The sequence below is a fragment of the Roseovarius sp. MBR-79 genome, assembly GCF_053628555.1.
The window spans coordinates 67,410-87,453 of the sequence record NZ_JBRJGP010000014.1 but is presented as its reverse complement, the minus strand read 5'-3'; the positions used below and the strand labels follow the sequence as shown (position 1 = coordinate 87,453).

The following is a 20,044-nucleotide window of genomic DNA, read 5'->3' as shown; positions in this document are numbered from 1 at the left end:
GAAAGGTCGAACATTCCGTAGCGGCAATGGTGAAACGATGATCAAAAATCATCCGAGAAAGCATGGATGGGGTGGCAGAACCGCGCGTATTGCAAGCGCAATATCACGTCGTTTTTCGTGGGATCCGCTTGTCGGGAACGCGTCTGATAGCCCGGATATGGTCTTTATCTGGGTGCCAAAGACGGCCGGAACCAGCGTGTTCACCTTTCTCAATGAAAGGGTTGGTATGCAGAAGCTCAAGACCGCGAAACAGGCGATGTCTTTTGCAAACCGTGGTGCCGTCACCTTCGGGCATCTGCACTATCTCTCACTCCTTGAGGCTGGCATCGTCAGCAGAGAGTTTCATGGTCGTGCTTTCAAGTTCGCGTTTGCGCGCAATCCCTATTCGCGAGTCGCATCGCTTTACAATTACCTCAGACAGCGCGATCTTGTGGACGGGCAGTGTTTCGATCACTTTCTGGATCGTATCCACCTGCGCCCGCCTATCGGCCTCTACAACGTAGCCAATCTGTCAGTCGCGAATCCGATGACCGATTGGCTCATGGGCGCTGACGGCAAACTTCTTGTGGACAAGACCTTCAAGCTGGAAGAGATGGACGAGTTCGCGCGTCACCTAGAGACGCATTACAATCTCCGGTTTGACGTGGAGGAACAGCACAATAAAAGCGTCCAGATGATTTCATCCAAGGACGTGACCAGCGTGGCCGAGCGAACAGAAAAGGTGAACCGGATCTATGCGCGTGACTTCGAACTTCTCGGATATGAGATGATCGACCCCTATGATCATTCCCACAGCCACGTGACGCGAGACCTGAAAGGGAAGCTACAGAGAAAATGAGCGACACCCTCCGCCTTCTGCGCGCCACCCTGCCCGAGGCCAGCAAGGTCATCTGGCGCAAGGCCGCGCGCCGCCTGCTCGATCTGCGGCTGACGCTTGCGGGCGCCTCCGAGGAGGATCGGCTGCGCGCCGAACGCCGGTTGCGCGGATACCAGCATTTCACGCGGCTCAAACGCGCCGATGCGGCCGTTGTCTCTTACGGCAAGAGCGGGCGGACCTGGCTGCGGGTGATGATGTCGCGGCTCTATCAGCAGGTTTATGACTTGCCCGAGGATATCCTCCTCGGGTTCGACAATTTCCACAACATGGACGCCCGCATCCCGCGCGTGTTCTATACGCATGACAATTACATCGGCGACTATACCGGCAATACCGACACCAAGGCCGATTTCTACGACAAGAAAGTGCTGCTTCTGATGCGCGACCCGCGCGATGTGGCGGTGTCGCAGTTCTTTCAGTGGCGCTACCGGATGCGGCCGGGCAAGAAGGCGCTCAACGACTACCTGCCCGATGGCGACGAAAGCCCGATCTATGATTTCGTCATGCACGAGGGGGGCGGGTTGCCCAAGGTCATCGCCTTCATGAACCTCTGGGCGCAGGAAATGGCCAAGGTCCGCGCCCTGGAACTGGTGCGCTACGAAGACATGCGCGCCGATCCGCATGAGGCGATGACGCGGGTGGCGCGGTTTCTGGATATTCCGGCGGATGCCGCAGCGGTGCAGGACGCCGTTGATTTTGCCTCTTACGAGAACATGAAGAAGAAAGAGACCGACCAGTCGTTCCGGCTCTCGGGCGGGCGCATGGCCCCGGGCGATCAGGACAATCCCGACAGCTACAAGGTGCGCCGCGCCAAGGTGGGCGGGTACCGCGACTATTTCGACGATGCCCAGATCGCCGCCATCGACGCTCTGGTGGCCGAGCGGCTTGATCCCGTCTATGGCTATGGGGCGCAGGCAAGACAATCGCCTGATCACAGGTGACATGGCTGGAAATGCACGGCAACGCCAAAGAGACACTTTGAAATGCTGAAAAAGAAGAAATACTGAAAAAATCCCTAAAGCGTTTACTGCAGTCCCATGATCCTAAAAAACCAACTTCTGTCGAAAAGTCGGTCTTTGGATGTCGAACAAAACCAACCGCCATCGTAGATGGCGACCCCTGCACGACTCGAACGTGCGACATTCCGCTTAGAAGGCGGATGCTCTATCCAGCTGAGCTAAGGGGCCGTCAAATCGACGTTTAAACGATTGGCGACCAAGGCACAATCAGGCATACCCCAGTGATGCCCAGGTATCCTCATATCGAACAACGTCCTTGATGGCCTGACGCAATGCGCCGCTTCGAGCAGAGGTTGTTCCGGAAATCTGATCAGCCGGGATAAGTTGATTTTCCTTATACGAGGGCTTAGCCGCATTGATGTGATGTGGTCCTGACGCGCGACGCGCCTGCGAGAAGGTCTGCGTGAGCAGATGGAGATTTGGCATGGCGGATGGTGGTGACGGGTTCATTGGGCGTTGCGAGATTGTTGAGCCGCGGCGGCGTGGCAAGCGGCGGTGGCCTGATGAGGTCAAGGCGCGGATAGTTGCTGAGAGCTTGCAGCCTGGTATCCGAGGCGAAGGTCGCGCTTGAGGCGACCCGCGAGGAGATGACGCTGGCCGAGCTGTCGAAGACGTGAGCCGGTGAATGTCCGGCTCCGTCGGTCACGATCAGAGGCAGAGGCAGCAGCGTGACCCGGCATCATGATGAATTCTCTCAACGCGTTTGAAATCCGGGCCTCAGGTCTGAAGGAAGGTCACATCGCCATCCCGAACGATCGCTGCGGTAAGGCGCCCGGTGGCATAGGCCCCCGTGTCTACGGCAATACGCCCGCCCGAGACCCGCGGCGCGTCAACGATCGTGTGGCCATGGATCACCCATTGCCCGTCCGTGCGCGGTTCCTTGCGAAATGCGGGATGGCCCCAGAGGAGCACGTCCTCGACCTGCGCCGCCATCGGCTCTGCGGGGTCGGCCCCGGCATGAACGGCCCAGACATTACCGCTCTGCCATGTCAGCGGGCGCGCGCGCAGCCAGTCGATCATCGCGGGTCCCATGGCCTCGATCAGCGCCGCGCGCATGTCGAAAACCGCGTCGATGTCATTCAGGCGGCCTTGTGGCGACGGCACGCCAAAGCTTGCGAGCGTCTGCAAACCACCATTGCGCAGCCAGCGCGCGGTATGGGTTTCGGGCTCGTCCAGAACGTCGAGCATCATGCGCTCGTGATTGCCCATCAGGCAGGTGATCCGCAGCGGATCATGCGCCGTCGCGGACATGAGCATCTTGACCACCTCGCGGCTGTGGTCGCCCCGGTCCACGTAATCGCCCAGAAACACCACCGGCAATCCGTTGGCCTGCGCTTCGATCAGCGGGTCGAGCGCATGGAGAAGATCGGCGCGCCCGTGCACGTCGCCGATCGCCACAAAGGGCTGATCGGGCAGGACAGGGGGCGGCTCCTCCACGGGCCCGATTGGCGCGCGTCGTGTCAGAAATCGGGAAATAAACTGTCTCATTCGGTCAAAAGCCCACCTTTTCCGCGCACCGACATGTTGCGGACCGGGTTGTCAACCCGGCTTGGGCATATAATAGGTGATCATCGGCGCCTGGGCAAAGCCCCCGCGCATCGTCCCTCAGCGGCGGGCGTCCCAGGAGAGCGACGCATGACGGCGCGTGTAGAACTCGCCGATCAACCCGAGCATCACCAGAACGAGGCCGATGTAGATCGGATACATGAGCGAGGTCTTGTGTGGAAAGTAATTGATAAAGACAAAGCCACGCGCCTGGTCGATGTTGTGAAAGAGCGGATTCCAGGAAAACATGTTGTACATGAACGGTGGCAGCGTGTTGACGACGAACATCTTGCCCGACGCAATCATGTTGGCGCGCTGGTAGATCATCTGGAACAGACTGACGAAGCCCGGGAACCACGGGCGCAGCGCCAGCAGCACAAGGCCCACCGCGCAGCCTGTGAACCACGCCATCATCACCATGCCAAAGGCATAGATCGGCTGGTAGATCGTTATCGGAACGAAAACGGTATGATAGACGAAAAGCACGATAATGAGCGACAGCACCTGGATGTAGAGCGAGCCGAGCGCCGCCGACGCGATCGAGATCGCGGTATTCATCGGCGCGTGCTGCATCATCGGTGAGGCTGGCCCGGCGGCCCCCGACACGGCCCCGACCGCCTTGATATGGGTGAGATAGATAAAGATCCCCGACATCATGAACAGCAGGAAATCGCCGCGCATTTTCGCCCCCTTGAGGCCGAGCACGGTGAAGAGCAGGTAGAAGGACAGCACCATGATGATCACGGTCATGATGTTCAAGAACAGTGCCATGAAAGCGTTGTTGTGGGTCTTTCGGATGCTGTAGACGGTGTCGTGATAGATCAGTTCCAGAATGGTAAAAGCGGACTGGAGGGATGATTTCGGGCGTGCCGTCCTGAACATCGTGTCTCGCCTTTCGCCTCCGGGCCTGCGTCCAATGGTTTCTTGCCGTTGTCGCACACCCGTATCATAACGACGCGCGAATGACTCACGCAATAGCACCGCAAGATGGCGGCAAACAGGCAAAGGAATGGCGATTTGGAGTATGAACGACTTGTCACGGTGATGCGGCGGCTGGCGCTGGAGGCGGGCGCGCGCATCATGGAAATCTATGACGCGGACGATTTCGACGTGAAGGTGAAATCAGACGCAAGCCCCGTGACCGAGGCCGACGAGGCCGCCGATGCGCTGATTTCCGCCGGTCTGCGGGCGGAATTTCCCGACGTGGCGCTGGTGACCGAGGAACAGGCCGCCTCGCACGGGCAGAGTGTGAGCACTTTCCTGATCGTCGATCCGCTGGACGGGACCAAGGAATTCATCAACCGGCGCGGCGATTTTACCGTCAATATCGCCTATGTCGAGGACGGACAGCCCACCCGTGGTATCGTCTATGCGCCAGCCAAGGGCCGGATGTTCTACACCCTTGCGGGTGGTGGCGCGGTCGAGGAAACCGGGCCGTTCGACCCCGAGACGCCGGGCAAGACGCACCCCATCGCGGTCTCTTCGCCCGACAATGGCGCGCTGATGGTGGTGGCCTCCAAATCGCACCGTGATCAGGCGACGGACGACTATATCGGCAAATATGCCGTCCGCGACATGACGAGCGCGGGCTCCTCGCTCAAGTTCTGCCTCGTGGCAACCGGCGAGGCCGACCTTTATCCGCGCCTTGGCCGCACGATGGAATGGGATACCGCCGCGGGCCACGCCGTTCTCTTGGGCGCGGGCGGGCGCGTGCTGCGTTTCGATGACCTGACGCCGCTCGGCTATGGCAAGCCGGGGTTCGAGAACCCGTTTTTCATCGCCTGCGCGCCGGGCGTCGACCTCAAGCAAGGCTGAACCCCATGCCCGTTCTCATCGCCATTCCCGCGCGCTACGCCTCGACCCGATATCCGGGCAAGCCGCTGGTGCCACTCACCGGCGCGGGCGGAGAGGCACGTACGCTGATCGAACGCTCGTGGCGCGCGGCGATGGCCGTCCGGGGGGTTGACCGGGTGGTGGTCGCCACCGACGACGCGCGCATCCGCGACGCGGCAGAGGCGTTCGGCGCCGAAGTGGTGATGACGTCCCATGCCTGCGCCAACGGCACCGAGCGGTGCGCCGAGGCCCATGCGGCCCTTGGCAGCGGGTATGAGATCGTCGTCAATCTTCAGGGTGACGCGCCGCTTACCCCGCCGTGGTTCATCGAGGAACTCGTGGCTGGTCTGCGCGCCGACCACGCCGCCGAGGTGGCAACGCCGGTGCTGCGCTGCGACGGGCGCGCGCTCAACGGTTTTCTGCAAGATCGCGCCGGGGGCCGCGTCGGCGGCACCACCGCCGTCTTCGACCGGCGGCACCATGCGCTCTATTTCTCCAAGGAAGTGATCCCATATACGGGCACGCACTACGATGATGCAGCCCCCACCCCGGTCTTTCACCATGTCGGCGTCTATGCCTACCGCCCTGACGCGCTTGCGGGCTATCCGGGCTGGACACCGGGGCCTCTGGAGGGGCTGGAGGGGCTGGAACAGTTGCGATTCCTCGAGAACGGGCGCTCTGTGCTCTGCGTCGAGGTCGAGGCGCGCGGGCGACAGTTCTGGGAACTCAACAACCCCGAGGACGTGCCGCGCCTTGAGGCGATGATGCGCGAGATGGGTCTGGACTGACGCCCGATACCGACGCGGACATGCGTTCCGCGCGGTTTTTCTCGCGTATGCACCACATCAACACAATAAATTCAAACTTTCCCCTTAACACAGTGCAAAACGTTTCTCTGTTATGTATGTTGTGTGAAAAAAGAGGTCGTGGGAGCAGATGATGCGCAGACGGGTAACAAAGGCGATTTTTCCGGTAGCGGGCCTTGGCACACGATTTCTGCCCGCAACCAAATCGGTTCCCAAGGAAATCATGACACTGGTGGACCGCCCGCTCGTCCAATACGCGATTGACGAGGCGCGCGCAGCGGGGATCAAGGAATTCATCTTCATCACCTCGCGCGGCAAAAGCGCGCTTGAGGATTATTTCGACAATGCCCCGCAGCTTGAGCAGGAATTGCGTCGCAAGGGCAAGGACGAGCTTCTGGAGATCCTGAAATCCACCAACATGGACTCGGGCGAGATTGCCTACATGCGCCAGCACAAGCCGCTCGGTCTCGGTCACGCGGTCTGGTGCGCGCGGCGCTTCATCGGCAACGAGCCCTTCGCCGTGATCCTGCCCGATGACGTGATCGCCGCCGAAAAGCCATGCCTGCAACAAATGGTCGAAGCCTATGACGAGACCGGCGGCAACATGGTCGCGGCCATGGAAGTGCCCGACGCGATGACCAAATCCTACGGTATCCTCGACGTCAAGGATGACATGGGCAGTCTCGTGTCGACCAAGGGGATGGTGGAAAAGCCCGAGCCGGGCACGGCACCGTCGAACCTTGCCGTGATCGGGCGCTACATCCTGACGCCCACCGTGTTGCAGAAGCTCAACAAGAAACAGACCGGCGCGGGCGGAGAGATCCAGTTGACCGACGCCATCGACGCCGCGCGCGAGGACGGCGAAGAGGTCTACGGCTACCGCTTTCAGGGGCAACGGTTCGACTGCGGCTCCAAGGCGGGTTTTCTTCAGGCGACGGTCGCCTTCGCGCTGGCACGCGACGATCTGCGTGACGACCTGTGGAACTACATCACCGACATGGTCCATGCGGACAAGGCCGCGCAATAAGGCGCGGCGCGGGGGCGGGTTTGAGCAATATTCTGGTCACCGGCGGCGCGGGCTATATCGGCAGCCACGCCTGCAAGGCGTTGGCGCAGGCAGGCTATACCCCCGTCACCTATGACAATCTCTGCACCGGTTGGCGTGACGCCGTGAAATTCGGGCCCTTCGAGGAGGGTTGCCTGACTGACCGTGCGCGGCTCGATCAGGTCTTTGCCGCCTACCAGCCGCAGGCGGTGATGCATTTCGCCGCCCTGAGCCAGGTGGGAGAGAGCATGCGCGCGCCGGGCCTTTACTGGCACAACAACGTGGCCGGATCGCTCTGCCTGATCGAGGCGGCGGTGGCGGCGGGATGCCTTGATATCGTGTTTTCCTCCACCTGCGCCACTTACGGCGATCAGGACAACGTGCTGCTTGACGAGGGTTGCGCGCAACACCCGATCAATGCCTACGGGGCCTCCAAACGCGCCATCGAGGACATGCTGCGCGATTTCGAGGCGGCGCATGGGCTGCGCCACGTGATCTTCCGCTACTTCAACGTGGCGGGTGCCGACCCCGAGGCCGAGGTGGGCGAGTTCCACCAGCCAGAGACGCATCTTGTGCCGCTTGTGCTGGACGCAATCGCCGGACGGCGCGACGCGCTCACGATCTTCGGCACCGATTACGACACACCCGATGGCACCTGCATCCGCGATTACGTGCATGTGATCGACCTGGTCGAGGCGCATGTTCTCGGGTTGCGCTGGCTGGAGGCGGGGCGCGGCAGCCGGGTGTTCAACCTTGGCACGGGGCACGGGTTTTCCGTGCGCGCGGTGATCGAGGCCGCCGAGGCAGTGACCGGCGCGACCGTGCCGGTGATCGAGGGCGCGCGCCGTCCGGGTGATTGCACGCGGCTCGTTTCCGGCTCGACCCGGGCGGGGGCAGAGCTTGGCTGGGTGCCCGCGCGCTCGACCCTGCACGAGATGATCGAGGATGCGTGGCGCTGGCACGAGGCTGGACATTACGGGAAATAGCCCCGACGCTGCCCGCCGGAGCATCGAGACCGGCAGGAACGGCATGGGGCTGTTGAACGACTTGGGCATGGCCTATCGGCTGCGCTGGCGGCGGCGGCGTCTTTTGGCGCGGGCGGTGGCGAAGCGGCGGCAATTGACGGCTGTCGACAATCGCACCGGACAGATCGCGCGCGGCGAAATCCTGTGCTTTGCCACGGTGCGCAACGAGGCACTGCGCCTGCCGCATTTCCTCGACCACCACCGCCGTCTGGGCGTGGGCCATTTTCTGATGGTGGACAACGACAGCAGCGACGGCACCCGCGCCCTGCTCGCCTCGCAAGCGGATGTCTCGCTCTGGCGCACGTCGCACAGCTACAAGCGCGCGCGCTTTGGCATGGACTGGCTGACATGGCTGATGATGCGGCACGGTCACGGGCACTGGTGCCTGACGCTCGATGCCGATGAATGCCTGGTCTACCCCTATCACGACACCCGCCCCCTGCCCGCGCTCTGCGGCTGGCTCGAGGCGCAGGGGCGGGTATCCATGGGCGCGCTGATGCTGGATCTGTATCCGCGCGGCCCGCTTTCGGCGCATCCCTATCGCGCGGGCAGCGATCCGTTCGAGACGCTCAACTGGTTCGATGCCGGGAATTATTCCATGCGCCGCAAGCCGGATTTGCAGAACCTCTGGATTCAGGGCGGCCCGCGCGCGCGCATGTTCTTTGCCGCCGATCCCCGCCGCGCGCCCACCATGGGCAAGGTGCCGCTGGTCAAATGGCACTGGCGCTATGCCTATGTCAGTTCGACCCATTCGGCCCTGCCGCGCCATCTTAACCATGTCTATGCCGATGACGGGGGGGAACTCACCTCGGGCGTGCTGTTGCACTCGAAATTCCTAAACACGGTGGTGGACCGCGCGACCGAGGAAAAGCACCGGCAGGAGCATTTCGCCAACAGCGCGCTTTACGAGGGCTATTACGACGCGCTCGCCGCCGACCCGGACCTGTGGTGCGCGCGCTCCACGCGCCTCACCGGCTGGCGTCAGCTTGAGGGGCTGGGGCTCATGTCGCGGGGGGGGTGGGTCTAACCCATCTCCGCCATGAGATCCCCGAACCGCGCAAGATAGGCCGCGCGCGTCCCGACCGGCGGGCGCAGGGTGAGGGAGAGGCCCGTCATCACCGCCGGATCCGGCTTGCCGAAGAAGCGGTCGGCTTCGACCACCGAGAAGCCCGCGATTTCCGTGGCCTCCATCCAGGCGCTGATCTTGTCGGCGCGCTTGATCTGCTTCTTGATCAGCGCGGGCAGCGCGGCGGGCAGGCCGAACCGGATATGGATTGCCGCCGCCAACCGCTTGTCAAGCTCGTCATAGCCCGGCCCGACGGCGTTCTTCACCGGCGAAATCATGTCGCCGATCACGTATTCCGGCCCGTCATGCAACAGCGCGGCCAGACGCCATTTCGCCGAGATGCCGGGGCTGAGCCGGTCAAAGAGCCGCTCCACCAGCAGCGAATGTTCGGCCACGGAATAAGGAAAATCGCCCTGCGTCTGCCCGTTCCAGCGCGCAACGAAGCTGAGACCGTGGGCGATATCCTCGATCTCGATATCGACGGGCGTCGGGTCGAGCAGGTCGAGCCTGCGGCCCGAGAGCATCTTTTGCCAGGCGCGGGGTTGCGGCATGGAGCCTCCGGGGTTGCGAGTGGCCTTGATTAGGCCCCTGCCCCCGCCTGTGCAAGGGCATGGCTGGACCATGGCCCGCTCCGGCGCTATGGCGGGGCGCGATGCGCAGTGCGAGAGGATGCGGCGATGACCGGACTGGCCAAAGAGGATCACGACAGGATACGCAGCGTGGCGGCACGGGTGCTGCGCGCCGAGGCCGAGGCGCTCATGGCGATGGCCGATTGCCCGCCCGAGGGCTTTGCCCGCGCGACGCGGATGATCCTTGCGGCCAAGGGCCGGGTCGTCACCTCCGGCATGGGCAAATCGGGCCATATCGCGCGCAAGATCGCGGCGACGCTGGCCTCCACCGGCACCCCTGCCCTCTTCCTGCATCCCGGAGAGGCGAGCCATGGTGATCTGGGCATGGTGGCGGCGGGCGATGTCTGCATCCTTCTGTCCAATTCCGGCGAGACGCGGGAACTGTCGGACCTGATCCAGTATACCCGCCGTTTCGACATTCCGATGATTGCCATCACGCGGGTGGCGGACAGCACGCTGGCGCGGCAGGCCGATGTCGCGCTCATCCTGCCCGACAAGCCCGAGGCCTGCGCCATCGGCATGGCCCCCACCACCTCGACCACCTGCACGCTGGCGCTTGGCGATGCGCTGGCCGTGGCCCTGATGGAGGAGCGCGGATTCAAGGCCGACGCGTTCCATGTCTTTCACCCCGGCGGCAAGCTCGGCGCGCAATTCGTGCGGGTGCGCGACGTGATGCATACGGGTGCGGCCCTGCCACAGGTCGCGCCCGAAACGCCCATGGGCGAGACCCTCATCGAGATGAGCGCCAAGGGCTTCGGCATCGCCGCGCTGACCGAGGACGGCATATTGCGCGGGGTCATCACCGATGGCGACCTGCGGCGCAATCTCGACGGGTTGATGGGGTGCAACGCGGGCGCGGTGGCCACCCGCGATCCGCGCACCGCCACGCCCGACATGCTCTTGTCAGAGGCGCTCGGGGTGATGAACCGTCACAAGATCGGCGCGCTTTTCGTGGTGGAAGAGGGCAACCGCCTGTGCGGCCTTGTCCATATCCACGACTGTTTGCGCGCGGGCGTGGCCTGAGCGCGGCCTACCCGTCGCGCGCGAACATCGGCCCGCCTTTCCAGCGCGGAAAGCCGAAGGCGTTGACCATGACCACGTCGATATCGGCGGCGCTCTGCGCGATCCCCTCGTCGAGGACGCGCGCGCCCTCCTCCCGCATGGCCGCAAGCAGGCGCACCATGATCTCGGTTTCGGGGATGGGCTGGCGGGCAATACCCTTGCGCGTCGATTCAGCAAGGATCAGCGCCTCGGTCCCCGGCGCGGGCTGCGCGCGCCCATCCCCGTCATAGCGGTAATAGCCGCGCCCTGTCTTCTGCCCGAAATGCCCCGCCTCGCAGAGCCGGTCGCCGATATCGACATAGCGCTCGGCGGAGTCGCGGGTGGCGGCGCGGCGTTTGCGCATGGCCCATGAAATATCGAGGCCGGAAAGATCCTGCATCCGGAAAATCCCCATGGGGAAACCGTAGCTCTCCATCGCGGCGTCGATCTCCCACGGGAGCGCGCCATCCTCGAGCATATACTCCGCCTCCCGGCGATAGCGCGACATGATGCGATTGGCGATGAACCCGTCGCAGACCCCGGCGATGACGGGGATCTTGCCAAGGCGCCTGGCCAATGCGAGGCCCGTTGCCAGCGCGCTGTCGTCAACTCCCTCGGGCGTCACGATCTCGAGCAATTTCATGATATGGGCGGGGGCAAAGAAATGCAGGCCCAGAATACGCGCGGGGGTATCCGTCGCGCGGGCAATTGCGGCCACGTCCAGATAGGAGGTGTTGCTGGCAAGCACCGTATCGGGCCGCGTGACCCGGTCGAGTTCGGCAAAGACCTCGTGCTTGATCGCCATATCCTCGAACACCGCCTCGATCACCAGATCGGCCTTGGCAAGGGCCTCGTAGCGGTCACGCGCAGCAAAACCGGCAAGGCGGGCGGCGTGCGCCTCGGGCGTGATCTTGCCGCGCTTGAGCGCCCCGTCGAGGAGACCCGCCACCCGCGCGCGCCCCGCCTCGGCGGCGCCCTCGTCCCGCTCGATCATGGTGACGCCCAGCCCGGCAAGAAGGCAGGCAGCGGCGATCCCGGTCCCCATCGTGCCGCCGCCGATCACGCCGACATGGGCAAGCGGGCGCGGGGCGACCCCCTTGAGCCGGTCAAGCCGCCCCGCCGCACGCTCGGCAAAGAAGATATGGCGCAGCGCCCTTGACTGCGCGCCGTCGCGCAGCGCCTGAAAAAGCGCGCGCTCGGCGCTCAGCGCCTCGGCCACGGGCAGGGTTTGGGCGTTGCGCAACGCCTCGATGGCGGCCAGCGGCGCGCGTTGTCCGCGCGCGCGTTTGGTGTGTTGTGCCGCCACGGCGTTGAACGCGCCTACGGCACTCTCGGGTCTGGGCGGGCGGTCATCGAGCGGGGCGGGCAAGGGTCGGTCAGCGGCCTTGTGCGCGAGGGCGCGCGCGTCAGTGACCAGATCACCCTCGGCGATGGCGTCGATCAATCCCAGCTCCCGGGCACGCACCGCCGACACCGGCGCACCCGAGGCGATCATCTCAAGCGCGTGATCGGCGGCAATGAGGCGCGGCAGGCGCACCGTGCCGCCCGCGCCGGGGACAAGGCCAAGCGTCACCTCGGGCAGGCCGAGCGCGGCACCCGGTGCCGCGATGCGGTAATGACAGGCAAGCGCCGTCTCCAGCCCGCCACCAAGGGCCGTGCCATGGATGGCGGCCACCCAGGGTTTCGTCGCCGCCGCGATCCGGGCCAGCACATCGGGCAGGTGCGGCGGCTTCGATGGCTGGCCGAACTCCCGGATATCGGCCCCGGCAATGAAGGTGCGCCCGGCACAGGCCAGCACAACGGCGCGCACGGCGCTCTCCCCCTCGGTGCGCGCGACCGCCTCGCACAGGCCCTGCCGCACGGCATGGCCGGTCGCGTTCACCGGCGGGTTGTCGATGGTGACAAGCGCGATGCCGTCGCGCGTCTCGATATGGACGGTCATCCGGGGCCTCCTTTGGCGTCTTTCCCCTGTATCATTCAGGCTTGAATATTTCAAGCTTGAAATAAAAGCGGGCCCGTTTTAGCATCAGGCCAGGAACCAGGCGAATCGTCGGTCTGCGACGGCGCGATAGGGAGGGCTGAGGATGCGTGTTGCCTGTCTTGGGGGCGGCCCTGCGGGGCTTTATTTCGCCATCTCGATGAAGCTGCGCGACCCCGCGCACGAGGTTGTGGTGATCGAGCGCAACCGCGCCCGCGACACCTTTGGCTGGGGCGTGGTGCTCTCGGACGACGCGCTCGACAACCTCAAGGAAAACGACCCCCAGAGCGCGCAGGCGATCCGCGACCACTTTGCCTATTGGGACGATATCGCGGTGGTGCATGGCGGCGTGCGCACTGTCTCCGGCGGGCATGGTTTCGCCGGGATCGGGCGGCGGCAGATGCTCATCCTCTTGCAGGACCGCGCCCGCGAACTGGGCGTCGAGCTGCGTTTCGAGACCGAATTCGCCAGCGCCGAGAGCTACCGGCAAGATTACGACCTTGTCGTCGCCTGCGACGGCATCAATTCGCGCGTGCGCAATGAATACGCCGATATCTTCCGCCCCGATATCGACATGCGCGAATGCAAGTTCGTCTGGCTCGGCACCCACCAGAAATTCGACGACGCCTTCACCTTCATCTTCGAAAAGACCGAACACGGCTGGGTCTGGGCGCATGTCTACCAGTTCGACGACAACACAGCGACCTTCATCGTCGAATGCCAGCAGGGCACCTGGGACCGTTGGGGATTCGAGGCCATGTCCAAGGAAGAGACGGTCGAAACCTGCCGCCGCATCTTCGAGGCGCATCTGGGCGGGCATGAGCTGATGTCGAACGCGGCGCATCTGCGCGGCTCGGCCGTCTGGATGAATTTTCCCCGCGTGATCTGCGAGAAATGGCATCACGAGAATGTCGTGCTGATGGGCGACGCGGCGGCGACCGGGCATTTCTCGATCGGCTCCGGCTCGCGCTTGGCCTTTGACAGCGCGATTTCGCTGGCCAGCTACCTGCATTCCGAGCCGAGCATGCAAGCGGCGTTCGAGCGCTATCAGGACGAGCGCCGGATCGAGGTGCTGCGCCTGCAATCGGCGGCGCGCAACAGCCTTGAATGGTTCGAGCAGGTCGAGCGGTATCTCGATCTCGACCCGGCGCAATTCGCCTATTCGCTGCTCACGCGCTCGCAGCGCATTTCCCATGAAAACCTGCGTCTGCGCGATCCGAAGTGGCTGGAAAGTGCCGAGCGGTGGTTCCAGACCCGCGCGGGCGTTGACGCGCAGGCCCCGGTGCGCGCGCCGATGTTCGCGCCGTTCAGGCTGCGTGACATGGCGCTCAAGAACCGCATCGTGGTCTCGCCGATGGCGCAATACAAGGCGGTGGATGGCTGCCCGACCGACTGGCATCTGGTGCATTACGGCGAACGCGCCAAGGGCGGCGCGGGGCTTGTCTATACGGAAATGACCTGTGTCAGCGCGGAGGGCCGGATCACGCCCGGCTGTCCCGGCCTCTACGCGCCCGAGCACGAGGCGGCGTGGCGGCGGCTGGTGGATTTCGTCCATACCGAGACCGACGCGCGGATCTGCTGCCAGATCGGCCATTCGGGACGCAAGGGCTCGACCCGGATCGGCTGGGAGGGGATGGACCGGCCTCTGCCTGACGGCAATTGGGAGGTCATGTCAGCCTCAGCCCTGCCATGGTCGCGCGCGAACGCCACCCCGCGCGAGATGACCCGCGCCGATATGGAGCGCGTCCGCGATCAGTTCGTCGCGGCGGCGGACATGGCGGCGCGCGCAGGTTTCGACATGATCGAGCTGCACGCGGCGCATGGCTATCTCCTGTCGTCCTTCATCTCGCCGGTCTCGAATATCCGCGCCGATGCCCATGGTGGCAGTCTGGAAAACCGTCTGCGCTATCCGCTCGAAGTGTTCACCGCGATGCGCGCCGTCTGGCCCGGGGACAAGCCGATGTCGGTGCGCATTTCGGCCAATGACTGGATGGGCGACGAGGGCGTGACGCCCGCAGAGGCGGTGGAGATTGCCCGCGCCTTTCACGGGGCCGGGGCCGACCTCATCGACGTGAGTGCGGGGCAGACCACGCCTGACGCGCGCCCCGTCTATGGCCGCATGTTCCAGACCCCCTTCTCGGACCGCATCCGCAACGAGGCGGGCATCCCCACCATGGCCGTGGGCAATATCCACGAGGCCGATCACGCCAATTCGATCCTGATGGCGGGCCGCGCCGATCTGGTGGCCGTGGGCCGCCCGCATCTGAGTGACCCTTACTGGACGCTGCACGAGGCGGCGCGCATCGGCGACCGCAACGCCCCCGACTGGCCGTTGCCCTATCTCGCGGGGCGCGATCAGCTCTGGCGCCTTGCGGACCGCGAAGCGGAGGTGTTGCGCGCATGAGGCGGGTTCTGGTCACGGGGGGCGGCTCGGGGATCGGGCGCGCGATTGCCCGCGCCTTTGCCGCGGCGGGCGATGAGGTCACGATCGCCGGACGGCGGCCCGGACCCTTGCAGGAGACGGCCCAAGGCCATGCCATGACCTGCCGCCTGGCCGATGTGACCGACGAGGCGCAGGTCGAGGCACTGTTCGAACGCCCCTATGACGTGGTCATTGCCAATGCCGGAACGGGCCGCGCGGGCAAGCTCTCGGAGGTGACGCTCGACGACTGGACCCGGACCCTTGCCGTCAATCTCACCGGCACATTCCTCACGTTCCGCGCCGGACTGCGGGGGATGGGCGCGGGCGGGCGGCTCATTGCCATCGCCTCGACCGCAGCGCTCAAGGGCAATGCCAGCGTGCCCGCCTATACCGCGGCCAAGCATGGCGTGCTGGGTCTGGTGCGCTCGGTCGCGCTCGAGGTGGCCCGGTCCGGTATCACCTGCAACGCCATCTGCCCCGGCTTCACCGAAACCGATCTGGCCGAGACGGCCATCACCGGGCTGATGCAGCGCCTTGACCTGGACCGCGACAAGGCCACCGCCATGGTCGTCGCGGGCAATCCCATGCGCCGCCTCATCGCCCCCGAAGAGGTGGCGGCCGCCGCGCTCTACCTCGCCTCTTCCGCTGCGGGTTCGGTCAATGGCCACGCGCTCTCGGTCTCGGGGGGCGAGGCATGATCGGGCGGGCACAGGCAGAGGCGCAGGACCTCTCCAAGGATCGGCTACGCTTGTGGCTGCGGCTCTTGAAGCTCACCAGCGGGATCGAGGCCGACTTGCGCCGCAACCTTCGGGAGGCGCACGACACCACCCTGCCGCGCTTTGACGTGATGGCGGCGCTCGCGCGCCATCCCGAGGGGCTGCGGATGAGTGAGCTTTCCAGCTATCTGCGCGTTTCGAACGGCAATGTGACCGGCATCGTGGACCGGCTGACCGAAGAGGGGCTCGCGCTGCGTATGGCGGTGCCCGGCGACCGGCGCGCGCAGACGGCGCGGCTGACGGCGCGGGGGCGCGAGGTGTTCGACCGCCTTGCCGCCGATCATGAGGGCTGGGTTGACGCCGCACTCGGCGCGCTCGACGGGGCCGAGATCGCCACCATGACGCGGCTCGTCAAGCAGGCGATGGCACGGGAGGGCCAAGAATGAATATCCATGAGACCACCCATTTCTGCTGCGAGATCGCGGGCGGCATTGCGCGCATCGCCCATGACCGGCCCGAGCGCAAGAACCCGTTCACCTTCGACAGCTACGCCGAGATGCGCGACTGGTTCCGCGCGCTCAGCTACGCCGAGGATGTGCACGCGGTGGTGATCCTGCCCAATGGCGGCAATTTCAGTTCAGGCGGCGATGTCCACGAGATCATCGGCCCGCTGACGCGGATGGACATGAAGGGCCTGCTGAATTTCACCCGCATGACCGGCGATCTGGTGCGCGCGATGATCCATTGCGGCAAGCCGATCATCGCGGCGGTGGACGGGGTTTGTGCCGGGGCGGGTGCGATCCTCGCCATGGCCTCGGACCTGCGGATCGCCACGCCATGCGCGAAAACCGCGTTCCTGTTCAACCGCGTCGGGCTGGCGGGCTGCGATATGGGGGCCTGCGCGATCCTGCCGCGCCTCATCGGGCAGGGCCGCGCGGCGGAACTGCTCTATACCGGGCGCAGCATGAGCGCCGATGAGGGCGAACGCTGGGGCTTTTTCAACCGTCTCGTCGCGCCCGAGATGCTGGAGATGGAGGCGATGGCGCTGGCCGACCGGATCGTCGCGGGGCCGACATTCGCCAATTCCATGACCAAGACGATGCTGGCGCAGGAATGGTCGATGAGCCTCGATCAGGCGATCGAGGCCGAGGCACAGGCGCAGGCGATCTGCATGCAGGGCCGCGATTTTACCCGCGCCTACGAGGCCTTTGTGGCCCGTGAAAAACCCGTGTTCGAGGGCGACTGATGGCCGATCACACCTATCTCGACTGGCCGTTCTTCGACGCCAGTCACCGCGACTGGGCCGCGCGGGTGGAGGTTGTTGCGGCCAAACTTGCCGTCGATCACACCGAAACCGATGGTGCCTGCCGCGCGCTGGTGCGCGATCTGGGCGCGGCGGGGCTGCTCGAGGTGACGGCCAGCCTTGATGGCCCGCTCGACGTGCGCGCGCTTTGCCTGGCGCGCGAAACGCTGGCGCGCCACGACGGCCTTGCGGATTTCGCCTTTGCCATGCAGGGGCTTGGGACCGGCGCGCTCTCGCTTTTCGGCTCTGACGCGCAAAAGGCCCGCTGGCTGCCGCGCACGCGCAGCGGCGCGGCGATTGCCGCCTTTGCCCTCACTGAACCCGGCTCCGGCTCGGACGTGGCCAATTCGACCATGACCGCCACGCGCGACGGCGGCGATTATGTGCTCGACGGTGAAAAGACCTGGATTTCCAATGGCGGCATCGCGGATGTCTATACCGTTTTCGCCCGCACCGGCGAGGCCCCCGGCGCGCGGGGCCTTTCGGCCTTTGTGCTGCCCGCCGACACGGCCGGGCTGAGCGTGGCCGAACGGCTGGAAACCATTGCGCCGCACCCGCTGGCACGGCTGCGCTTCGATGGTTGCCGCATCCCGGCAAGGGCGCTCATCGGGGCACCGGGGCAAGGCTTCAAGATCGCCATGTCGGTGCTCGATGTCTTTCGCTCCACCGTCGCCGCTGCCGCCCTCGGATTTGCCCGCCGCGCGCTGGACGAGGCGCTGGCCCGCGTCACCACCCGCCATGTGCAGGGCGCGCCGCTGGCTCAACTCCAGATGGTGCAGGGCCATATCGCCGACATGGCGCTCGATGTCGATGCCGCCGCCCTGCTGATCTACCGCGCTGCCTGGGCCAAGGACCGGGGCGCGCCGCGTGTCACGCGAGAGGCGGCGATGGCCAAGCTTTTCGCCACCGAAACGGCACAAGAGATCATCGACCGCGCCGTGCAGCTTCATGGCGGCGACGGGGTGCGCGCGGGCGAGACGGTTGAGCGGCTCTACCGCGAAATCCGCGCCCTGCGCATCTACGAGGGCGCAAGCGATGTGCAGCGCGTGGTGATCGCGCGTCAGACGCTGGCCGCCCATGAGGGAGGGAAAGAGGCATGAGACCATCAGCCCATACCGACACCTTCACGCGCGACAACCTGCCTCCAAAGGACCAATGGCCCGACCTGCTGCTGGACGGGTTCGATTACCCCGACCGCCTCAACGCCGGGGTGGAACTGACCGATGCGATGGTGGCGCGGGGCTTTGGCGACCGCACCGCGCTCATTGGCAACGGGCGGCGGCGCACCTACAAGGAGCTGACCGACTGGACCAACCGGCTTGCCCATGTCCTTGTCGATCATCTGGGCGTCAGGCCGGGCAACCGCGTGCTGATCCGCTCGGCCAACAACCCGGCGATGGTGGCCTGCTGGCTGGCGGTGACCAAGGCGGGCGCGGTCGCGGTCAACACCATGCCGCTCTTGCGCGCGGGCGAGTTGGCGAAATATATCGAGAAGGCGGAAATCAGCCACGCGCTGTGTGATACGCGGCTGATGGACGAGTTGGCGATTGCCGCCAGGGACAGCCCGTTCCTGCGCACCGTCGCGGGCTTTGACGGCACCGCCAATCACGATGCCGAACTGGACCGGCTGGCGCTGGAAAAGCCCGTCACGTTCGACGCCGCCGACACCGCGCAGGACGATGTGGCGCTCATTGGCTTCACCTCGGGGTCCACCGGCAACCCCAAGGCGACTTTGCATTTTCACCGCGATCTTCTGATAATCGCGGACGGCTATGCGCGCGAGGTTCTGGGGGTGACCCCCGAGGATGTCTTTGTCGGCTCGCCGCCCTTGGCCTTTACCTTCGGGCTGGGGGGGCTGGCGATTTTCCCGCTGCGTTTCGGGGCGTCGGCGGCACTTCTGGAAAACGCCTCGCCGCCGAACCTGATCGAGATCATCGAGAAATTCCGCGCCACGGTCTGCCTGACCGCGCCGACCGCCTATCGCGTCATGCTGCGCGCGATGGAGGAGGGCGCGGACCTCAGCAGCCTGCGCGCCGCCGTCTCGGCGGGCGAGACCCTGCCCGCCCCCGTCTACGAGGAGTGGCAGGCGAAAACCGGCAAATCCATGCTCGACGGCATCGGCGCGACCGAGATGCTGCATATCTTCATCTCCAACCGCTTCGGCGATCACCGCCCCGCCTGCACCGGCAAGCCGGTCGCGGGTTACGAGGCCAGGGTTCTGACCGAGGACGGGCAGGAGGCTGCCCCGGGCGAGATCGGGCGGCTTGCCGTGCGCGGGCCGACCGGTTGCCGCTATCTGCATGGCGAGCGGCAGGCCGAGTATGTGCAAAACGGCTGGAACATCACCGGCGACAGCTTTACCCGCGACGCCGAGGGCTATTTCCACTTTGCCGCGCGCAATGACGACATCATCGTGAGTTCCGGCTACAACATCGCCGGGCCCGAGGTGGAGGCGGCGTTGCTCGCGCACCCGGCGGTGGCCGAATGCGCCGTGATCGGCGCACCCGACCCCGAGCGCGGCGCCATCGTCGAGGCGCATGTGGTGCTGGCCGAGGGCCACGCGCCTTCGGAGGCGATGATCGCGGACTTGCAGGCGCATGTGAAGGCCGTGATCGCGCCGTTCAAATATCCCCGCTCGGTGATCTTCACGAAGGGGCTACCCAAGACCGAGAGCGGCAAGATACAAAGATTTCGCCTGAGGCCGGGCGCTGCGACATGACGAGGGAAAATGGCCAGAAC

18 protein-coding genes and 1 tRNA gene are annotated in these 20,044 nt (G+C 65.0%); 14 read left to right on the top strand and 5 right to left on the bottom strand.

Features of this window, described 5'->3' with window-relative positions; all coding sequences use genetic code 11:
* Window positions 1–37: 37 nt before the first annotated feature.
* Together ACSSV8_RS14670 and ACSSV8_RS14665 are read left to right on the top strand one after the other, a co-directional pair.
* The gene (locus ACSSV8_RS14670; protein ID WP_454282942.1) at window positions 38–838 is read left to right on the top strand and encodes a sulfotransferase family 2 domain-containing protein; all 801 of its coding nucleotides are present in this window, start codon (window positions 38–40) and stop codon (window positions 836–838) included.
* Window positions 835–1,818 carry a sulfotransferase domain-containing protein gene (locus tag ACSSV8_RS14665; RefSeq protein WP_454282941.1) on the top strand — a complete coding sequence of 328 codons (984 nt, stop codon included), beginning with the start codon at window positions 835–837 and terminating at the stop codon, window positions 1,816–1,818. Before ACSSV8_RS14670 ends, ACSSV8_RS14665 begins: the two co-directional genes overlap by 4 nt.
* Window positions 1,819–1,987: 169 nt before the next feature.
* Here the strand turns inward: ACSSV8_RS14665 and ACSSV8_RS14660 are convergent.
* The 3 genes from ACSSV8_RS14660 to ACSSV8_RS14650 all read right to left on the bottom strand — a co-directional run bounded on the left by ACSSV8_RS14660 (window position 1,988) and on the right by ACSSV8_RS14650 (window position 4,323).
* Window positions 1,988–2,064: transfer RNA gene (locus ACSSV8_RS14660), tRNA-Arg, on the bottom strand.
* Between the two features lie 549 nt (window positions 2,065–2,613).
* Complete coding sequence (locus ACSSV8_RS14655) at window positions 2,614–3,384, bottom strand: metallophosphoesterase family protein (protein WP_454282940.1); 771 nt, start codon at window positions 3,382–3,384, stop codon at window positions 2,614–2,616.
* A 117-nt stretch (window positions 3,385–3,501) separates the two neighbouring features.
* Window positions 3,502–4,323 carry an ABC transporter permease gene (locus ACSSV8_RS14650; RefSeq protein ID WP_354539328.1) on the bottom strand — a complete coding sequence of 274 codons (822 nt, stop codon included), beginning with the start codon at window positions 4,321–4,323 and terminating at the stop codon, window positions 3,502–3,504.
* A gap of 135 nt (window positions 4,324–4,458) precedes the next feature.
* On the opposite strand from ACSSV8_RS14650, the gene cysQ reads away from it, so the two are divergent.
* From cysQ to ACSSV8_RS14625, 5 genes are all read left to right on the top strand, one after another.
* Window positions 4,459–5,256: a 3'(2'),5'-bisphosphate nucleotidase CysQ gene (gene cysQ / locus ACSSV8_RS14645; RefSeq protein ID WP_354539329.1), complete on the top strand. Its 798-nt coding sequence runs from the start codon at window positions 4,459–4,461 to the stop codon at window positions 5,254–5,256.
* Window positions 5,257–5,261: 5 nt separating this feature from the next.
* Window positions 5,262–6,062 carry a 3-deoxy-manno-octulosonate cytidylyltransferase gene (locus ACSSV8_RS14640; protein ID WP_354539330.1) on the top strand — a complete coding sequence of 267 codons (801 nt, stop codon included), beginning with the start codon at window positions 5,262–5,264 and terminating at the stop codon, window positions 6,060–6,062.
* Between the two features lie 151 nt (window positions 6,063–6,213).
* On the top strand, window positions 6,214–7,107 hold the full coding sequence (galU, locus tag ACSSV8_RS14635; RefSeq protein ID WP_354539331.1) for a UTP--glucose-1-phosphate uridylyltransferase GalU: 894 nt from the start codon (window positions 6,214–6,216) through the stop codon (window positions 7,105–7,107).
* 20 nt (window positions 7,108–7,127) lie between these two features.
* Entirely contained in the window at window positions 7,128–8,111 is a 984-nt protein-coding gene (gene galE, locus ACSSV8_RS14630; RefSeq protein WP_454282939.1) for a UDP-glucose 4-epimerase GalE, read from the top strand.
* A 43-nt stretch (window positions 8,112–8,154) separates the two neighbouring features.
* A complete protein-coding gene (locus ACSSV8_RS14625; protein ID WP_354539333.1) occupies window positions 8,155–9,177 on the top strand; it encodes a glycosyltransferase family 2 protein in 1,023 nt (340 codons plus the stop codon).
* Here the strand turns inward: ACSSV8_RS14625 and ACSSV8_RS14620 are convergent.
* A complete protein-coding gene (locus tag ACSSV8_RS14620; protein ID WP_454282938.1) occupies window positions 9,174–9,767 on the bottom strand; it encodes an HD domain-containing protein in 594 nt (197 codons plus the stop codon). The two genes, ACSSV8_RS14625 and ACSSV8_RS14620, sit on opposite strands and share 4 nt — an antisense overlap.
* Before the next feature lie 126 nt (window positions 9,768–9,893).
* Between ACSSV8_RS14620 and ACSSV8_RS14615 the strand changes: the two genes are divergently transcribed.
* Window positions 9,894–10,868 carry a KpsF/GutQ family sugar-phosphate isomerase gene (locus ACSSV8_RS14615; protein ID WP_354539335.1) on the top strand — a complete coding sequence of 325 codons (975 nt, stop codon included), beginning with the start codon at window positions 9,894–9,896 and terminating at the stop codon, window positions 10,866–10,868.
* Between the two features lie 7 nt (window positions 10,869–10,875).
* Here ACSSV8_RS14615 and ACSSV8_RS14610 read toward each other — a convergent pair whose 3' ends face one another.
* Complete coding sequence (locus ACSSV8_RS14610; protein ID WP_454282937.1) at window positions 10,876–12,828, bottom strand: 3-hydroxyacyl-CoA dehydrogenase NAD-binding domain-containing protein; 1,953 nt, start codon at window positions 12,826–12,828, stop codon at window positions 10,876–10,878.
* A gap of 142 nt (window positions 12,829–12,970) precedes the next feature.
* On the opposite strand from ACSSV8_RS14610, the gene ACSSV8_RS14605 reads away from it, so the two are divergent.
* From ACSSV8_RS14605 to ACSSV8_RS14580, 6 genes are read left to right on the top strand one after another with little or no spacing between them, the layout of a single operon-like run.
* On the top strand, window positions 12,971–15,268 hold the full coding sequence (locus tag ACSSV8_RS14605) for a bifunctional salicylyl-CoA 5-hydroxylase/oxidoreductase (RefSeq protein WP_454282936.1): 2,298 nt from the start codon (window positions 12,971–12,973) through the stop codon (window positions 15,266–15,268).
* A complete protein-coding gene (locus ACSSV8_RS14600; RefSeq protein WP_454282935.1) occupies window positions 15,265–15,984 on the top strand; it encodes an SDR family NAD(P)-dependent oxidoreductase in 720 nt (239 codons plus the stop codon). The genes ACSSV8_RS14605 and ACSSV8_RS14600 overlap by 4 nt, the downstream gene beginning before the upstream one ends.
* The gene (locus ACSSV8_RS14595) at window positions 15,981–16,448 is read left to right on the top strand and encodes a MarR family winged helix-turn-helix transcriptional regulator (RefSeq protein ID WP_454282934.1); all 468 of its coding nucleotides are present in this window, start codon (window positions 15,981–15,983) and stop codon (window positions 16,446–16,448) included. Before ACSSV8_RS14600 ends, ACSSV8_RS14595 begins: the two co-directional genes overlap by 4 nt.
* Complete coding sequence (locus ACSSV8_RS14590; RefSeq protein ID WP_454282933.1) at window positions 16,445–17,248, top strand: enoyl-CoA hydratase family protein; 804 nt, start codon at window positions 16,445–16,447, stop codon at window positions 17,246–17,248. Before ACSSV8_RS14595 ends, ACSSV8_RS14590 begins: the two co-directional genes overlap by 4 nt.
* Window positions 17,248–18,405: an acyl-CoA dehydrogenase family protein gene (locus tag ACSSV8_RS14585; RefSeq protein ID WP_454282932.1), complete on the top strand. Its 1,158-nt coding sequence runs from the start codon at window positions 17,248–17,250 to the stop codon at window positions 18,403–18,405. The genes ACSSV8_RS14590 and ACSSV8_RS14585 overlap by 1 nt, the downstream gene beginning before the upstream one ends.
* Window positions 18,402–20,024 carry an AMP-binding protein gene (locus tag ACSSV8_RS14580; protein WP_354539342.1) on the top strand — a complete coding sequence of 541 codons (1,623 nt, stop codon included), beginning with the start codon at window positions 18,402–18,404 and terminating at the stop codon, window positions 20,022–20,024. Before ACSSV8_RS14585 ends, ACSSV8_RS14580 begins: the two co-directional genes overlap by 4 nt.
* The last annotated feature ends 20 nt before the right edge of the window (window positions 20,025–20,044 follow it).

What these genes read in the sequence shown, in the direction of transcription:
- ACSSV8_RS14585 (WP_454282932.1), top strand. Translation starts at nt 17,248, where the DNA reads ATGGCCGATCACACCTATCTCGACTGGCCGTTCTTCGACGCCAGTCAC.
- ACSSV8_RS14640 (WP_354539330.1), top strand. Translation starts at nt 5,262, where the DNA reads ATGCCCGTTCTCATCGCCATTCCCGCGCGCTACGCCTCGACCCGATAT.
- ACSSV8_RS14625 (WP_354539333.1), top strand. Translation starts at nt 8,155, where the DNA reads ATGGGGCTGTTGAACGACTTGGGCATGGCCTATCGGCTGCGCTGGCGG.
- ACSSV8_RS14605 (WP_454282936.1), top strand. Translation starts at nt 12,971, where the DNA reads ATGCGTGTTGCCTGTCTTGGGGGCGGCCCTGCGGGGCTTTATTTCGCC.
- galU (WP_354539331.1), top strand. Translation starts at nt 6,214, where the DNA reads ATGCGCAGACGGGTAACAAAGGCGATTTTTCCGGTAGCGGGCCTTGGC.
- ACSSV8_RS14580 (WP_354539342.1), top strand. Translation starts at nt 18,402, where the DNA reads ATGAGACCATCAGCCCATACCGACACCTTCACGCGCGACAACCTGCCT.
- ACSSV8_RS14620 (WP_454282938.1), bottom strand. Translation starts at nt 9,767, where the DNA reads ATGCCGCAACCCCGCGCCTGGCAAAAGATGCTCTCGGGCCGCAGGCTC.
- ACSSV8_RS14595 (WP_454282934.1), top strand. Translation starts at nt 15,981, where the DNA reads ATGATCGGGCGGGCACAGGCAGAGGCGCAGGACCTCTCCAAGGATCGG.
- ACSSV8_RS14670 (WP_454282942.1), top strand. Translation starts at nt 38, where the DNA reads ATGATCAAAAATCATCCGAGAAAGCATGGATGGGGTGGCAGAACCGCG.
- ACSSV8_RS14655 (WP_454282940.1), bottom strand. Translation starts at nt 3,384, where the DNA reads ATGAGACAGTTTATTTCCCGATTTCTGACACGACGCGCGCCAATCGGG.
- ACSSV8_RS14590 (WP_454282933.1), top strand. Translation starts at nt 16,445, where the DNA reads ATGAATATCCATGAGACCACCCATTTCTGCTGCGAGATCGCGGGCGGC.
- ACSSV8_RS14615 (WP_354539335.1), top strand. Translation starts at nt 9,894, where the DNA reads ATGACCGGACTGGCCAAAGAGGATCACGACAGGATACGCAGCGTGGCG.
- ACSSV8_RS14665 (WP_454282941.1), top strand. Translation starts at nt 835, where the DNA reads ATGAGCGACACCCTCCGCCTTCTGCGCGCCACCCTGCCCGAGGCCAGC.
- ACSSV8_RS14610 (WP_454282937.1), bottom strand. Translation starts at nt 12,828, where the DNA reads ATGACCGTCCATATCGAGACGCGCGACGGCATCGCGCTTGTCACCATC.
- ACSSV8_RS14650 (WP_354539328.1), bottom strand. Translation starts at nt 4,323, where the DNA reads ATGTTCAGGACGGCACGCCCGAAATCATCCCTCCAGTCCGCTTTTACC.
- ACSSV8_RS14600 (WP_454282935.1), top strand. Translation starts at nt 15,265, where the DNA reads ATGAGGCGGGTTCTGGTCACGGGGGGCGGCTCGGGGATCGGGCGCGCG.